Source organism: Rhodococcus sp. 21391 (genome assembly GCF_016772255.1).
Classification (GTDB): Bacteria; Actinomycetota; Actinomycetes; order Mycobacteriales; family Mycobacteriaceae; genus Rhodococcus_F; species Rhodococcus_F opacus.
The window spans coordinates 1,549,482-1,565,732 of sequence record NZ_CP063781.1; the positions used below are offsets into that span (position 1 = coordinate 1,549,482).

13 protein-coding genes and 1 tRNA gene are annotated in these 16,251 nt (G+C 67.0%); 10 read left to right on the forward strand and 4 right to left on the reverse strand.

What is annotated here, in order from left to right:
• Positions 1–51: 51 nt before the first annotated feature.
• Positions 52–1,395, reverse strand: a complete 1,344-nt coding sequence (gene gdhA, locus GO592_RS07290) for an NADP-specific glutamate dehydrogenase (protein ID WP_005570280.1) — start codon at positions 1,393–1,395, stop codon at positions 52–54.
• A 100-nt stretch (positions 1,396–1,495) separates the two neighbouring features.
• Complete coding sequence (locus GO592_RS07295) at positions 1,496–1,999, reverse strand: winged helix-turn-helix transcriptional regulator (protein WP_007296598.1); 504 nt, start codon at positions 1,997–1,999, stop codon at positions 1,496–1,498.
• A gap of 86 nt (positions 2,000–2,085) precedes the next feature.
• Here GO592_RS07295 and GO592_RS07300 point away from each other — a divergent pair, with 86 nt between their 5' ends.
• The 3 genes from GO592_RS07300 (at position 2,086) to GO592_RS07310 (ending at position 4,581) form a co-directional block, all read left to right on the forward strand.
• Positions 2,086–2,802, forward strand: a complete 717-nt coding sequence (locus GO592_RS07300; protein ID WP_005261977.1) for an SDR family oxidoreductase — start codon at positions 2,086–2,088, stop codon at positions 2,800–2,802.
• A complete protein-coding gene (locus GO592_RS07305; protein ID WP_007296599.1) occupies positions 2,802–3,362 on the forward strand; it encodes a PaaI family thioesterase in 561 nt (186 codons plus the stop codon). Before GO592_RS07300 ends, GO592_RS07305 begins: the two co-directional genes overlap by 1 nt.
• A 394-nt stretch (positions 3,363–3,756) precedes the next feature.
• Positions 3,757–4,581, forward strand: a complete 825-nt coding sequence (locus GO592_RS07310) for an alpha/beta fold hydrolase (RefSeq protein WP_005261975.1) — start codon at positions 3,757–3,759, stop codon at positions 4,579–4,581.
• A 70-nt stretch (positions 4,582–4,651) separates the two neighbouring features.
• Here GO592_RS07310 and GO592_RS07315 read toward each other — a convergent pair.
• Together GO592_RS07315 and GO592_RS07320 are read right to left on the reverse strand one after the other, a co-directional pair.
• Positions 4,652–4,724 (reverse strand) — tRNA-Arg (locus tag GO592_RS07315).
• Between the two features lie 57 nt (positions 4,725–4,781).
• A complete protein-coding gene (locus GO592_RS07320) occupies positions 4,782–5,159 on the reverse strand; it encodes a DUF4345 domain-containing protein (protein WP_005264310.1) in 378 nt (125 codons plus the stop codon).
• Between the two features lie 104 nt (positions 5,160–5,263).
• On the opposite strand from GO592_RS07320, the gene GO592_RS07325 reads away from it, so the two are divergent.
• The 7 genes from GO592_RS07325 to GO592_RS07355 all read left to right on the forward strand — a co-directional run bounded on the left by GO592_RS07325 (position 5,264) and on the right by GO592_RS07355 (position 16,245).
• On the forward strand, positions 5,264–7,294 hold the full coding sequence (locus GO592_RS07325) for a cytochrome c oxidase assembly protein (RefSeq protein ID WP_007296600.1): 2,031 nt from the start codon (positions 5,264–5,266) through the stop codon (positions 7,292–7,294).
• Between the two features lie 169 nt (positions 7,295–7,463).
• On the forward strand, positions 7,464–7,892 hold the full coding sequence (locus GO592_RS07330; RefSeq protein WP_007296601.1) for a single-stranded DNA-binding protein: 429 nt from the start codon (positions 7,464–7,466) through the stop codon (positions 7,890–7,892).
• 133 nt (positions 7,893–8,025) lie between these two features.
• Positions 8,026–9,705 (forward strand): energy-dependent translational throttle protein EttA, encoded by a 1,680-nt coding sequence (gene ettA / locus GO592_RS07335; protein WP_007296602.1) that lies wholly within the window; start codon positions 8,026–8,028, stop codon positions 9,703–9,705.
• Positions 9,706–9,708: 3 nt separating this feature from the next.
• The gene (locus GO592_RS07340) at positions 9,709–10,134 is read left to right on the forward strand and encodes an acyl-CoA thioesterase (protein WP_007296603.1); all 426 of its coding nucleotides are present in this window, start codon (positions 9,709–9,711) and stop codon (positions 10,132–10,134) included.
• Between the two features lie 108 nt (positions 10,135–10,242).
• The gene (locus GO592_RS07345; protein ID WP_007296604.1) at positions 10,243–15,144 is read left to right on the forward strand and encodes an NAD-glutamate dehydrogenase; all 4,902 of its coding nucleotides are present in this window, start codon (positions 10,243–10,245) and stop codon (positions 15,142–15,144) included.
• On the forward strand, positions 15,141–15,566 hold the full coding sequence (locus tag GO592_RS07350; protein ID WP_005264316.1) for an acyl-CoA thioesterase: 426 nt from the start codon (positions 15,141–15,143) through the stop codon (positions 15,564–15,566). The genes GO592_RS07345 and GO592_RS07350 overlap by 4 nt, the downstream gene beginning before the upstream one ends.
• A complete protein-coding gene (locus GO592_RS07355) occupies positions 15,559–16,245 on the forward strand; it encodes a hypothetical protein (protein WP_007296605.1) in 687 nt (228 codons plus the stop codon). Before GO592_RS07350 ends, GO592_RS07355 begins: the two co-directional genes overlap by 8 nt.
• Positions 16,246–16,251: the final 6 nt, after the last annotated feature.

The window sequence follows — 16,251 nt, forward strand, 5'->3', positions numbered from 1 at the left end:
CCTCGCGTGGGTGGGGCGCGGCCGGCGACGGCCGCGCCCCTTTTCGTTCTGCTAGATGACGCCGAGCGAGATCATGGCGTCGGCCACCTTCACGAAACCGGCGATGTTCGCGCCGTGCACGTAGTCGCCCGGCATGCCGTACTCGGCGGCCGTGGCCACGGTGCGCTCGTGGATGCCGCGCATGATTCCGGCCAACCGCTCGTCCGTGTATTCGAAGCCCCACGAGTCGCGGGATGCGTTCTGCTGCATCTCGAGTGCCGACGTGGCGACGCCGCCCGCGTTGGCCGCCTTGCCCGGGGCGAAGGCCACCGCGGCATCGCGGAACACCTGGACGCCCTGCGGGGTCGTGGGCATGTTCGCGCCCTCGGCCACCGCCTGCACGCCGTTCGCGACCAGTGTCTTGGCGGCCGCTTCGTCGAGTTCGTTCTGGGTGGCGCAGGGGAGCGCGACGTCGCACGGCACGTCCCAGATGGAGCCGTTCGGCACGAACCGGGCGTGCGGCACGGTGTCCGTGTACTCGCTGATCCGTCCGCGTCGCACCTCCTTGATCTCCTTCAGGAGCTCGAGGTCGATGCCCTTCTCGTCGACGAGGTATCCGGAGGAATCGGAGCTCGCGATCGCGATTCCGCCGAGCTGGTGCACCTTCTCGATCGCATAGATCGCGACGTTTCCGGAGCCCGAGACGACGACGGTCTTGCCGCCCAGTGAGCTGTTCGCCGCCTTCAGCATCTCGGCGACGAAGTAGGCGACGCCGTACCCCGTCGCCTCGCGACGCACCTGCGAGCCGCCCCAGGTGAGGCCCTTACCGGTGAGGACCCCCGACTCGTAGGAGTTGGTGAGGCGCTTGTACTGGCCGAACAGGTAGCCGATCTCGCGCCCGCCGACGCCGATGTCACCTGCCGGGACGTCGGTGTACTCGCCGATGTGGCGATGCAGCTCGGTCATGAACGACTGGCAGAACCTCATGATCTCGGCCTCCGAGCGACCCTTGGGGTCGAAGTCGGAGCCACCCTTGCCGCCGCCGATCGGAAGTCCGGTGAGGGCGTTCTTGAAAATCTGCTCGAAGCCGAGGAACTTCACGATTCCCAGGTTCACGCTGGGGTGAAACCGCAGGCCGCCCTTGTAGGGGCCGAGCACGCTGTTGTACTGCACACGGAAACCGCGGTTGACGTGCACGTTGCCGGAGTCGTCGACCCACGGCACCCGGAAGATGATCTGACGCTCCGGCTCGCACAGTCGCTCGATCAATCCGGAGTCGGCGTAGTGGGGATGGTGGTCGAGCACGACCTGGAGCGACTCGAAGACTTCGGCGGCTGCCTGGTGGAACTCGGGTTCTCCGGCGTTCCGCAGGCGGACCTGCTCGTAGATCTCTGCTACCTGGTCGCGCGTTGACACAGACCCACCTGCCTGACGTGTGAGGAATTCGTTACCTGACGTTTACTTTGGAAACTATAGACCTGGCGTCAGGCGTCCTGTATCGCGCCGTGCGGAGAGGTCAGGACTCCCGCAGTGGTGTGCGGGAATGCATTGCGACAGACGTGTTCTCGACGGTCTCGCCGCAGTGAGCGCAGCGGTGTTCCAGCTCCAGTGAGTGCCCGCATTCGTGCACGAGCACCGACGGCGCCTCGTCGACGGCCCACTTGCTGCCCCATTGGAACAGCGAGAGCAGCAGTGGTCGCAGGTCCTCTCCTGCCGGGGTGAGGTGGTACTCGAAACGGGGAGGGTGCTCGGAGTACTGGCGGCGCTCGATGACGCCGACCTCCTCGAGTTTGCGTAGTCGCGCGGTGAGGATGTCGCGCGAGACGCCGATGTACCCGGCAATCCGGTCGAAGCGGTGCACCCCGTAGCTCAGTTCGCGGATCACCAGCATGGACCAGCGGTCGCCGATCAGTTCCATGGTGGCGGCGATCGCGCAGGGTCTCGGCGCCAGTGGCATGCGGTCCATGAAGATCTCGGGTGTCGCTCGCTCGGTGTCGCCGTTGGTCATGTACTCCATCATAGAGGGTTGTGTTTTCCAACTAATAGGGTTTACTGTCGTAGCGCAGTTAGTTGGAAAAGCAGACTTACTCTCTCGAAGGGGTCGTCATGACCACGATTCAAGATCGAACGGTGCTGGTCACCGGAGCCGGCCGCGGGCTCGGACGTGCCTTCGTCGCCGAGGCGCTCGCGCGAGGAGCGCGAACGGTCTACGCGTCGGCACGTGATACGTCGACGATCGAAGGACATCCCCGGGTCGTGCCCGTCGAACTGGATGTCACGAACCCCGAATCGGTCTACGCCGCCGCGGAGTACGTCGGGGACCTCGGGGTGCTGATCAACAACGCCGGCATCCTCATCGGCGAGTCGCCGCTCACGGGTGATCTCGACGGAATGCGCCGGGAACTCGAAACCAACCTCTACGGCCCGCTCAACGTCACTCGCGCGCTGGCACCGATCATCGCCGCCAATGGGGGCGGCGCGATCCTCAACGTGCACTCCGTCCTGTCCTGGCTGGCCGTCGGTGGTTCGTACAGCGTCTCGAAAGCCGCCCTGTGGAGTGCCACCAACGCGATGCGTGCCGAACTCGCAGCGCAGAACATCCAGGTGGTCGGGCTGCACCTCGGGTACATGGACACCGACATGACGAGCGGTCTGGACGTACCGAAGATCTCCGCGGCCGAGGTCGCGCGACTGGCCTTCGACGGCATCGAGTCCGGCGCTCACGAAGTCCTCGCCGACGACACCTCCCGCACCGTCAAGGCGGCACTGTCGGGTGACCTCGACGTCCTCTATCCGCAGCCGGCGCAGCAGGGGGCGGCATAGTGAGCGAGTCCGGAAACGGTGCAGTGGCGACTGTCGAGGGCGGCGCGGACGCGGAGTGGGGAGAGGTGCGGTCGAGGACCGTCGAATGGCGCGACCCGGCAGGCCCGGCGCGGAAAGCGCGAGAACTCGACGGCCTCGGCTACCTGCGGGCGATCCTCGACGGCGAGATTCCCGCGCCCCCGATCGCGAGCCTGATGAACCTGCGGTTCCTCGAGGCCGAACCCGGAAGGGTCGTCTTCGCGCTGAACCCCGACGAGTCGCAGTACAACCCGATCGGCGCCATCCACGGCGGCGCCGTGTGCACCCTGCTCGATTCGGTCGCCGGCTGCGCCGTGCACACCACGTTGCCCGCGGGGTGGGGCTACACGTCGGTCGAGATCAAGGTCAACTACATCCGCGGAGCGACCCGGGACTCCGGGCCCCTCACGGCCACCGGAGTCGTCAAGAAGTCGGGTCGCCGCATCGCGTTCGCGGAGGGGGAGGTCACCGACTCGCAGGGCCGACTCGTCGCCACCGCCACCAGCACCCTGCTGGTGTTCGAGGTTCTACACGAGAGCTGACGCCGGACGGCGCCCGCCGGGTGCCTCGGGGGCGTCCGGCGGGCCGCCTGCCGACCCGAGTCGGGGGAGGGCCGGCGACCCCTAGGTTAGGTCATGAAAAGGTAATACGCGAGTAAAGGCAGCTGAAATGCGGGAAACCCGCCACTCGCGGAGGATCGTGGCGGGTCCCGGTGCACCGTTGCCCCGTCGGGTTGGGGCGATGCGCGAACAAGACTAATTGGTCGGTTTGTTACGCGCGAGTACGCAACTCCGGGTACGGACGAGGGGCGCAATGCCTATCGGACGGTCGTACAGGACGTCGCCGGTCGAAGCCGCCCTGTGGGGTACCGAAGTTTGATGTACTGAATTCCGTCCTCATCAGCGTCATCCCAGAGCGGTCAAGGAAGGCAACCACATGGGCACGATCACCACCCAGGATGGCACGGAGATCTTCTACAAGGACTGGGGAACCGGTCAACCCATCGTGTTCAGCCACGGCTGGCCGCTGTCGGCCGACGACTGGGACACCCAGATGCTGTTCTTCCTCCAGCAGGGCTATCGCGTCATCGCCCACGATCGGCGCGGTCACGGGCGCTCCACCCAGACCGGTGACGGCCACGACATGGACCACTACGCCGACGACCTCGCGGAGCTGACCGCGCATCTCGACCTGCAGAACGCGATCCACGTCGGCCATTCGACGGGCGGCGGCGAGGTGGTGCACTATCTCGCGCGGCACGGGGAGAGCCGGGTGTCGAAGGCCGCACTGATCAGCGCGGTACCGCCGCTGATGGTCAAAACCGAGGCGAACCCGGGCGGCCTCCCCAAGGACGTGTTCGACGACTTGCAGGCACAGCTCGCCGCCAATAGATCGAAGTTCTATCGCGACCTGCCGTCGGGACCCTTCTACGGATTCAACCGACCGGGCGTGGAATCCTCCGAGGCGATCATCGAGAATTGGTGGCGCCAAGGGATGATGGGCGGGGCCAAGGCTCACTACGACGGCATCGTCGCCTTCTCGCAGACCGACTTCACCGAGGATCTGAAGAAGATCACGGTGCCGGTGCTGGTGATGCACAGCGAAGACGACCAGATCGTTCCGTACGCCGACGCCGGACCCCTGTCCGCGAAGCTTCTCGCGAACGGGACGTTGAAGACATACCAGGACTTCCCCCACGGCATGCCCACCACACAAGCGGAGACGATCAACGCCGACCTGCTGGCGTTCCTGAAGGGCTGACGACGGACCCTCGATTCCTGTTCGTCCAGGTGATCGGGGGTTTTCGTCTGTCTGCGCTCCGTGGAATGAGTGCCCCCGGCAGGATTCGAACCTGCGACCAAGAGATTAGAAGGCTCTTGCTCTATCCCCTGAGCTACGGAGGCGCGCAGCAAATATTACCTGCCGCCTCGAGCGCTCCGACCGGGGCTGTGGTGTGCGGGTCACGAGCCCAGGCCGGCCGCCGACAGCAGAAGTCCCGCCAGAACGAGCTCGACCACGAAGTAGAACCACACGGGGTAGAAACGGGTAGGCCGGTCGGCGACGGCCGACACGATCCGGCCGAATGCCATCCCCAGCAGGGCGACGGCCACGGTCACCGAGGCGGCGGATCGGATGCCGTGGGCGTCGAAAGCTGCGAAGAACAGCAGGGCCGCCACCGCGACACCGAAGCCGCCGTAGACCGCGCGCACCTCGGCGCGGGAGGTCGCCGAATCCGCGGACAGACCGAACGGGGCGACCAGCCGGGCCGGCGCGGCGAGCCCGTACACACCCATGCCCGCGAAGAACAGCGCCACCGCGATGATCAGAAACTCAGCCATCTCAGCCTCTCGTTGCCTCGGGAGACGTCCCTGTCGACGGTAACCGGAGCGGCGACGGAACCCTCGCGTCTCCGACGGCCTGTCGTAGGTCCTACCCTTGATGTATGGCTACACCCCAGCTCGCGGCGTCCGACCCGGCATCGAAACCCCCGGATCGCGCCGATTCGACCGCCCTGTTCGTCGTCGGCGGACTCATCGCCGGTCTGGTCGCGGCAATCGTCGTCGGACTTTCCGCTGCTCAGGCGCTCGTGCTGCTGGGAATTCCGGATCCCGGACCGATCACCACCTACGGACTGCCTGCGATGCGAGCCGTGTCGGAGATCGCTGCGGTCATCACCATCGGGTCGCTGCTGCTCGCGGCGTTCTTCGTACCGCCGCAGAAATCGGGTGTCCTGGACGTGGACGGCTACCGTGCGGTCCGGACCGCGTCATATGCCGCGATCGTGTGGGCCGCGACCGCCCTCGTCCTGGTCCCGTTGACGTTGTCGGACACGTCCGGGCAACCCTTCGCCGAGGCGGTCGAACCGGCCAACATCTTCAATTCGATCGATCAGGTCGAACTCGCCGGCGCCTGGCGCTGGACCGCGATCATCGCGATCGTCCTCGCGATCGCATCCCGGCTCGTACTGCGCTGGTGGTGGACGCCGATCCTTCTGGTCGTCGGCATCCTCGGGCTGATGCCGCTCGCGTTGACGGGGCACTCGTCGTCGGGCGGTTCGCACGACATGGCGACGAACAGTCTGATACTGCACCTCGTCGCGGCCTCGCTGTGGGCCGGCGGTCTGTTCGCTCTCCTCGCCCATGCGCGCCGGCGCGGCGCCTACACCGATGTGGCAGCGCGACGGTTCTCCGCGGTCGCGACGGTCTGCTTCGTCGTCATGGCGGTCAGTGGTGTGGTGAACGCGCTCGTCCGCGTCCAGATCGGTGACCTCGTCGACACCACGTACGGACGCCTGGTGGTCGCGAAGGTCGTGGCGCTCGTCATCCTGGGCGTCTTCGGCTGGGCGCAGCGTCGACGGGCGCTGCCCGCGCTGCAGAAGGACCCGGCCGGCCGCGGCAACCTGATCCGTTTCGCCGGCGCGGAGGCCATGGTGTTCGCCGCCACGATCGGTCTCGCCGTCGGGCTCGGTCGCACACCCCCGCCCCCTCCGACCGCGGCGCCCACCCTCGCGGAGGTGGAACTCGGCTACAACCTGGCGGGGCCGCCGACGTTCTCCAGGCTGATGCTGGACTGGCGATTCGACCTCCTCTACGGCACCGCCGCGATCGTGCTGGTCGTCGTCTACGCGCTCGGATTGCGCAAACTCCGGCGTCGCGGCGACAGCTGGCCGGTGGGCCGGACCGTCGCGTGGATGTGCGGATGCGTGGTGCTCCTCGTGGCGACGTCGTCGGGTGTCGGGCGCTATTCACCGGCCGTGTTCAGCGTGCACATGGGCGCGCACATGGCACTGTCGATGCTGACCCCGGTCCTGCTAGTGCTCGGTGCGCCGATCACCCTCGCCCTGCGTGCCCTCGATCCGGCGGGCAAGAATGGTGTGCCGGGTCTGCGCGAGTGGATCCTGACGGCGCTGCACAGCCCGTTCTCCCGGTTCATCACCCATCCCGTCGTCGCGGCCGTGCTGTTCGTGGGCGGTTTCTACGCCCTGTACCTCGGCGGGATCTTCGAGGCCGCCGTCGACTCGCACTCCGCGCACGTCCTGATGAACCTGCACTTCCTGCTGAGCGGCTACCTCTTCTACTGGGTCGCCATCGGCGTCGATCCCTCGCCGCGCAAACTTCAGCCGGTGACGAAGCTCGCGATGGTGTTCGGCTCTCTGCCGTTCCACGCGTTCTTCGGTGTGGCGCTGATGAGCATGGGCGCGGTGATGGGCGAGTGGTACTACCGGTCGCTCGGACTGGGCTGGAACGCCGACCTTGTGGGTGACCAGCAACTGGGTGGCAGCATCGCGTGGGCGACCGGCGAGATCCCGTTGGTGCTGGTGATGATGGCGCTGCTCATCCAGTGGTCCCGCAGCGACGGCCGCACGGCGCGGCGGGTCGACCGGGCCGCCGACCGCGACGACGATGCCGACCTGGCAGCGCACAACGCGATGTTCGCGGAACTGGCGCGACGGGACCGAGAAGCCGGACACTGACCGCTAGCACGTGGTTCCGACACCGTCGGAGCGTCAGCAGCCGTTTCGGCTGCTCTATCCACACCCGCTCCGCTTCTCCACAGATTTCGGATGCCGTCCGGCAATCTCCCATCCGGACGGCACGCTGTGAGTGACGGCACCTTGCCGCACTCACAGGGGGTAGAGCGAAATGTACGAAACACACGGCACCGTGGTCGGAACGGTCATCACCAGCCCGGTCACCCGGTCGAACGCGGCCGGTGACGAGTTCCTCAATTTCCGGATGGCGAGCACGGTCCGGCGCCGCGATCACGCGACGGGCGAGTGGCGCGACGGGAGCACGCTCTACCTCACGGTGACCTGCAGGCGGCGACTGATGGCCGGCGTCGTCCAATCGATCGCGAAGGGGGATCCGGTCATCGTGACCGGCGAGTTGCGCACCACGGAGTACACGACGCGGGACGGAATCGCCCGCTCCGACATGGAGCTGAGCGCGACCGCGATCGGACCGGATCTCGCCCGCTGCACGGTCGTCCTCGAGCGCGCGCCCAGAACCGCGGACGGGGGTGCGGCGACCCCGGCGACGGAACAGGTCGCCACTCGGTCCCTCGTCGCGTAGCGCACCAGCGGGTATCGGCGCCGACCCCGCGCCCGCGGCGCCGGTGCCCGCGGCCTCTTCCTGCGAAGCCCCCGATCACGTCCCCGACCCTCCGCGATGTGGGTTCATCGCACTTCACCATTAGGCTGGCCCCATGGCTGAGTTCATTTACACGATGAAGAAGGTGCGCAAGGCGCACGGTGACAAGGTCATCCTCGATGACGTCACGATGAGCTTCTACCCCGGCGCCAAGATCGGTGTGGTCGGCCCGAACGGCGCGGGTAAGTCCAGCATCCTCAAGATCATGGCGGGGCTGGATCAGCCGGGCAACGGTGAAGCGTTCATCGCTCCGGGTGCCACCGTCGGGATCCTCATGCAGGAACCGCACTTGGACGAGACCAAGACCGTTCGCGAGAACGTCGAAGAGGGCCTGGGTGAAACCATGGTCCAGCTCAAGCGGTACAACGAGATCGCCGAGCTGATGGCCACAGACTACTCCGACGAGCTGATGGAGGAGATGGGCGAGCTCCAGGAGAAGCTCGATCATGCCGACGCGTGGGAGATCGACTCCCAGCTCGAGCAGGCGATGGACGCCCTGCGCTGTCCGCCGCCGGAGGAGATGGTCACGCACCTCTCCGGTGGTGAGAAGCGCCGCGTCGCCCTCTGCAAGCTCCTGCTCAGCAAGCCCGACCTGCTGCTGCTCGACGAGCCGACCAACCACCTCGACGCGGAGAGCGTCCTGTGGCTGGAGCAGCACCTGGCCGCCTACCCGGGTGCGATCCTGGCCGTCACCCACGACCGGTACTTCCTCGACCACGTCGCCCAGTGGATCTGTGAGGTCGACCGCGGCCGCCTGTACCCCTACGAGGGCAACTACTCCACCTACCTGGAGCAGAAGGCCGCCAGGCTCGAGGTCGCGGGCAAGAAGGACCAGAAGCTGCAGAAGCGCCTCAAGGAGGAGCTGGCCTGGGTCCGCTCGGGAGCGAAGGCCCGTCAGGCCAAGAACAAGGCCCGCCTCGACCGCTACGAGGAAATGGCCAACGAAGCCGAGAAGACCCGCAAACTGGACTTCGACGAGATCCAGATCCCGGCGCCGCCGCGGCTCGGCGACGTCGTGGTCGAGGTCTCGAGCCTCGACAAGGGCTTCGACGGCCGGGTTCTGATCAAGGACCTGTCGTTCACCCTGCCGCGCAACGGCATCGTCGGCGTGATCGGCCCCAACGGTGTCGGTAAGACGACGCTGTTCAAGACCATCGTCGGGCTCGAGGAGCCGGACGCCGGTGAGGTGAAGATCGGTCAGACGGTCAAGCTCAGCTACGTCGACCAGAACCGCACGGGCATCGACCCTGACAAGACGGTGTGGGAGGTCGTGTCCGACGGTCTCGATCACATCGTGGTCGGCCAGACGGAGATGCCGTCGCGCGCCTACATCAGCTCGTTCGGGTTCAAGGGCCACGATCAGCAGAAGCCGGCGGGCGTCCTCTCCGGTGGTGAGCGCAACCGCCTGAACCTTGCGATGACGCTCAAGCAGGGTGGAAACCTGATCCTGCTCGACGAACCGACCAACGACCTCGACGTCGAGACCCTCGGTTCGCTGGAGAACGCCCTCGAGCAGTTCCCCGGCTGCGCCGTCGTGATCTCCCACGACCGCTGGTTCCTCGACCGCACCTGCACGCACATCCTCGCGTGGGAGGGTGGCTTCGGCGACAACGAAGCCGCCTGGTACTGGTACGAGGGCAACTTCGAGGGCTACGAGGCCAACAAGGTCGAGCGGCTCGGACCGGACGCGGCACGTCCGCACCGGGTGACGCACCGCAAGCTCACGAGGGACTGACCCTTGGCGGAGTCGAAGGTCTTCACGTACGAGATCCAGGTCCGGTGGGGTGACTCCGACCGGCTGGGTCACGTCAACAACACCCGCTTCGTCGAGTACATGCAGGAAGCACGTGTGCATTTCCTGTCGTCGGAGCTGGAGTCGGTGGGAGCCCGGGCGGGCGCCACGGTGGTGCGCAAGATGGACGTGGAATTCCTGCGTCCCGTCACGGACGCCTCCGGTCCGCTGACGATCGACGTGTCGGTGCTCCATGTCGGCAATTCGTCGTATACGATCCGGCACGTCGTCACGAACCGCGACGGGGTCCGCTGCGCGACGGGCGACGCCCTGATGGTGGCGTTCGACGCGAAGACCGAACGCTCGCGTCCGCTCTCCGAGGCGGAACGGGACGCGCTCGAGCGGTACCTCGCGCCGGTGACCACCGGCTGACGGATCCGGCACGCGGGGTGCCCGAAGTTCACCCTCTGTTCCCATCGCCGCGGGCTAGTCTCGAGAGAGTTGCCCGCGGCGATCGGAACGAATAGGAAGTGAGCCCCGATGACGGAATCGGCAGCACTGAAAGATGCGGAGTGGGCGCGGAATCTGCCCGAAGGTCTCCGGTCGCAGGTGCCGACTCTCGCAGCCGTGTATTTCCGTCACGTAGATCGCGGTGACAGCGAGAGCGCCGTCAACGGCGCCTCCGAGGCCGTGCTCGGCGCGCATCTGACACTTGCCCTGCACCGTCCGCCGGAGCGCGCGGTCACCCGCGTCTACCGCCCGGGTGACGGGCACGAACTCGGTGCGTCCCTGCAGATCGTGACGGACGACATGCCGCTGCTCGTCGAATCGATCACCGCGCTGCTGAACCGCCTGGGCATCGGGATCAGCGAATTCGTGCACCCCATCGTCTCGGTCCGGCGCGATCCGATCGGTGCACTGCGCGGAATCCTCATGGGAGACACGGCCAAGGATGCCGACGAGGGCAGCCTCGCCGAGTCGTGGATTCACGTCCAACTCGATCCCCGTACCGACTCCGCGGTTCTCGACACACTCGAGAAGGAAGTCGGCACCGTCCTCGCCGACGTGCGCCAGGTGGTCCGGGACACCGACATCATGCGCAAGCTCGAGCGGACACTCGCCGACGAACTCGAGACGTCCACACCCTCTCCCGGCGCGTCGAAGGACGACCTGGAGGACTGCGCCGATCTGCTGCGGTGGATGTCGCAGGGCAATTATGCGGCGCTGGGCTACCGCCGCTTCGAACTGGGGGAGCCCGACAGCTCCGGCGCCCGCAGCCTGCAGGTGGTGCCGGGCAGCGGTCTCGGACTGCTGCGCTCCGACACGGTCACCGAAGGCCCGCTGAGTCTGCCGCCGGCCGCCGAGATCCCCGACCGTCCCCTGCTCGTGCTCACGCAGGGCTCGTTCCCCGCGACCGTGCACCGCTCGGTCTACCCGTTCTTCGTCGGCGTGAGCATTCTCGACGAGAACGGCAACATCACCGGTGAGCACCGTTTCCTCGGGGTCTTCACCGTCACGGCGCTGCACGAGAACGTCCTCGACATTCCCGTGATCGCTCGCCGGGTGCGCAAGGTGATCGACCGGGCCGGGTTCCAGTTGAATTCGTATTCGGGGCAGGCAATGCTGGAGGTCATCCAGTCGTTCCCGCGCACCGAGCTGTTCTCGAGCGACGCCGACACACTGTTCGACACGGTGACCGCCGTGCACAGCATCGGGCTCCGGCGTCAGGTGCGTCTGTTCGTGCGCGAGGACTTTCTCGGACGATTCGTCTCCTGCCTGATCTACCTGCCCCGCGACCGGTACACCACCCGGGTCCGGCTCGCGATGCAGGACATCCTGCTGCGGGAATTCGGTGGCGGCACTTTGGAATACACCGCGCGCGTCACGGAATCCGACCTGGCGTTGCTGCACGTGACGATCCGCAAGAGCACCGAACAGATGGGGTCTCGGCTCGACCTCTCGGACGCCGACCGCGAACGGGTCCAGGCCATGCTGGCCGAGGCGAGCCGCAGCTGGGACGACCATCTCGGCGACCTCCTCCCGGTGACCACCGGTGTGGATCCCGTTCTGGCGCAGCGTTACGCCGCCGTCCTGCCCGAGGGGTACAAGGAGGATTTCGACGCCACGCGCGCGTTGTCGGATCTCGCGAGGCTGGAGGCGCTCGAAGACGGTTCCATCGATCTGCTGCTCTACCGCGATCCCGGGGCGGAGGTCGGGCACTGGCGATTCACCCTGTACGTGGGAGGGGACGGCATTTCGCTGAGCCAGGTGCTTCCGGTGCTGCAGAGCCTGGGTGTGGAGGTGCTCGACGAACGGCCCTATCTGATCCCGCGGCCGGACGGGTTGGCGTGCTGGATCTACGATTTCGGGCTGTCGGTGCCCGCGGAGCTGCTCCGCTCCTCGGTGGAGGACGACCTGGATGCCGAACTCGCCGCCGAGGAGGCGTCGGCCGCCGCACCGAAGCTTCAGGAACGGTTCACCGATGCCTTCACCGCCGTCTGGTTCGGGCGGGCGGAGGCCGACCGGTTCAACGAGCTGATCCTGCGGGCGGGAGTGTCGTGGCGGCAGGCCGTGATCCTGCGGACGTACGCAAAGTACCTGCGTCAGGCGGGGTTTCCGTACAGTCAGTTCCACATCGAGGGGGTTGCGCTGGCGAATCCCCGTTCGGCGTACACACTCGTCGAGTTGTTCGAGGCGATGTTCGATCCGGAGACGCCCTCACCCGATCTGGTGTCCGAACTCGACACCCGTCAGCGGGAGTACATCGACGCCGTGGTCAGCCTCGACGCGGACCGCATCCTGCGCGGTTTGTTCGGGCTGATCAAGTCGACGCTGCGCACCAACTACTTCGTCGTCGGCCGCACCGGGGAGCCGCCGTCGTACCTGTCGATCAAGCTCGATCCGACCTCGATCCAGGAACTGCCGAAGCCCCGCCCCAAGTACGAGATCTTCGTGTACTCGCCCGACGTCGAGGGTGTCCACCTGCGGTTCGGATCCGTCGCCCGCGGCGGTCTGCGCTGGTCGGACCGGCGTGAGGATTTCCGCACCGAGATCCTGGGGTTGGCGAAGGCTCAGGCCGTCAAGAATGCGGTGATCGTCCCGGTCGGCGCGAAGGGCGGTTTCGTCGTCAAGAATCCGCCGACACCCTCGGGCGACGCGGCGGCCGACCGCGCGGCCGCCCTGGAGGCGGGTCAGGACTGCTACCGCACATTCATCTGCGGGCTCCTGGACCTCACCGACAACGTCGATCAGGCGTCGGGGGAGATCGTGCCCCCGGCCCGGGTGGTGCGGCGCGACGGTGACGACCGGTATCTCGTCGTGGCCGCGGACAAGGGGACTGCGAAATTCTCCGACCTCGCCAATTCTGTTGCGGAGCAGTACAAGTTTTGGCTCGGCGACGCGTTCGCGTCCGGTGGGTCGGCCGGGTACGACCACAAGGGGATGGGCATCACCGCGCGCGGCGCCTGGGAGAGCGTGAAACGGCACTTCCGGGAGATGGGCGTCGACACCCAGACCCAGGACTTCTCCGCAGTCGGTGTCGGTGACATGAGCGGCGACGTGTTCGGAAACGGCATGCTCCTGAGTCGGCACATCCGGCTGGTGGCGGCGTTCGACCACCGGCACATCTTCCTCGACCCCGATCCCGACGCCGCCAGGTCCTTCGCGGAGCGGTCCCGCATGTTCGCGCTGCCCCGGTCGTCGTGGGCCGACTACGACACCGGCATCATCAGCGAGGGCGGGGGAGTGTGGGACCGGACGCGCAAATCGGTCCCGATCAGTGCCGCCGCGCGCACTGCGCTCGGACTCGACGACGCCGTCACCGAACTCTCCCCGCCGGAACTGGTCCGGGCGATCCTGCGTGCCCCGGTTGACCTGCTGTGGAACGGTGGCATCGGCACGTACGTCAAGGCGTCCACCGAGACCAACGCGATGGTGGGCGACAAGAGCAACGACTCCGTGCGCGTCGACGGCAACGAGGTGCGGGCGAAGGTGGTCGGCGAGGGTGGCAACCTCGGGGTGACGGCGCTCGGCCGGATCGAGTACAGCCAGAATGGTGGCCGGATCAACACCGACGCGATCGACAACTCCGCGGGCGTCGACTGCTCCGATCACGAAGTGAACATCAAGATCCTGCTGGACTCGTTGGTGAGCAGCGGCGGGTTGCCACGGGAGGAACGTAATCCTCTGCTGGCGTCGATGACCGACGAGGTGGCCCACCTCGTGCTCGCGAACAACATCGCGCAGAACGATCTCCTCGGTGTCTCCCGGACCAGCGCGGTTCCGATGCTGACCGTGCATCGCCGCCAGATCGAGCACCTGGCGTCGCGTCGCGGACTCGACCGGAAGCTCGAGGCCCTGCCCACCGACGAAGAGATCGCCCGACGCAGGCAGGCCGGTCAGGGCCTGACGTCTCCGGAACTCGCGACCCTCACCGCGCATGTGAAACTCGCGCTCAAGGACGACCTCCTCGCGACGGACCTGCCCGACAGCGAGACGTTCGCGCCGCGGCTGCCGCGGTACTTCCCGACAGTGTTGCGCAAGCGGTTCCGCACCGCGATCAAGGCGCATCCTCTGCGCAGGCAGATCGTGGCGACGATGCTCGCGAACGAGACCATCGACAACGGTGGCATCACCTTCGCATACCGATTGGCGGACGAGGCGGGTGCGAGCAGCACCGACGCCATCCGCGCCTACGCGGCGGTCACCGAGATCTTCGCCCTGCCCGAGCTGTGGTCGAGGATCCGGTCGGCGAACATCGCGGCGGACATCGAGGACGACCTGATTCTCGAGTCCGGCCGGGTTCTCGACCGCGCGTCCCGCTGGTTCCTGACCAACCGGCCTCAGCCCCTCGCCGTGGGCGCCGAGATCGCCCGGTACTCGGCCGACTTCCGCGCGCTCTCGCCGCGAGTCCCGCAGCTCGTGCGGGGGCATCAGCTCGCCGACGTGGAGACACGGGCGAGGCCGCTCGTCGTCCGCGGAGCGCCGGAGGACCTCGCGTTCGAGGTGTTCCGGCTTCTGGACAAGTTCTGCCTGCTCGACATCAGCGACATCGCGGACATCGCCGAACGCGACATCGACGAGGTCGCCGAGCTGTACTACGAACTCGACGCGCACCTCGGCATCGACTGGCTGCTCAGCGCCGTGTCCACACTCGCGCGGGGTGACCGCTGGCATTCGCTGGCCCGCCTCGCACTGCGGGACGACCTCTACAGTTCGCTGCGTCAGCTCACGATGGAAGTGCTCCTGGGTGGTGAACCTCACGAGACGCCGCAGGAGAAGATCGACGACTGGGAGTCGACGAACGCGTCCCGGCTGGCCAGGGCGAGGTCCGCTCTCACCGAAATTTTCGAGTCTGGGACCCTTGACCTCGCGACGCTCTCGGTGGCGGCGCGTCAGGTACGCAGCATGGTGCGAGGTATGGGCACCCGATCGGAGGTATGACGTTGAGCGAGGGCTTTCACGCGGAGGTCGAAGTTCGATGGTCGGACATGGACGTCTTCCAGCACATCAACCACGCACGGATGGTGACGTTGCTGGAGGAGGCGCGGATTCCCTGGCTGTTCGAGGACGATCGGCCCACTGTCACGTTGCGTGACGGCGCGGTCATCGCGGACCTCCATGTGCGCTACCGCGGGCAACTCCGGCACAGCGATTCACCGCTCGACGTCCTGATGTGGGTGGAGAAGGTGCGCGCGGTCGATTTCACGATCAACTACGAGGTCCGACCGAAGGGCGTCGATGTCTCGGTCGCGCCGTCCATCATCGCCTCCACGCAGATCGCGGCGTTCGACATCGACACCCAGCGACTGCGCAGAATCACCGACGTCGAGCGTGCGTACCTGGAGAGCTGGCAGCGTGCATGAGCGCGTCCTGTCGATCCCGGACGCCACGGAACGCGGTGATCTCGCCACGTTCCTCACGCGGGTGGTCCGGTTGGACGAGTCGGCGGTGGTGCGTCTGCGTCAGCGCGGACCCGGCCGCCTGACGATCTGGGCGGCAACCGGTTTCGACGCGCTGGCGGTGCGCACGGTCGCGGGGACCATCACCCCCGACGACACGTCGGCTGCCGGTGACCAACTGCTCGCCGCCCTCGAAGCGGCGACCGCCGCCGACATCGATCCCGGGTTTTCGATGGATTCGGCGTGGCGGGGCGCTCTGCCTCCGACGGAGGGCTTCGTGCACGTCGACGACGTCCCGGCGCGTGTCCTCGTGGACCTCGCGCAGCGCGGTGCGGCCCTGGCGCAGGAGCACGGCAGCGGCCACGGCCCGCCCGCATCACTCCTCGACCAGGAGGTGCTGCAGGTGAAGGGCGCGGAGCACACGGTCGGCATCCCGATGCGGGTGGTGTTCGCACTCACCGCGATGGGATTCGTTCCGCACGCGGGCTCGGATCGGCTGACCGCCGACATCGACCTCGAGCGCATCGACGCGGCCGAACTGGTCCGGGTGCGTGCCACCGCGTCGTGGCTGCGGGTGGACGCCCGGTTCGGGTCGATCTACCGGCACCGCGGTGGGGGGATTCCGTTGTCGGTCGCGCGGTAGCGCGCC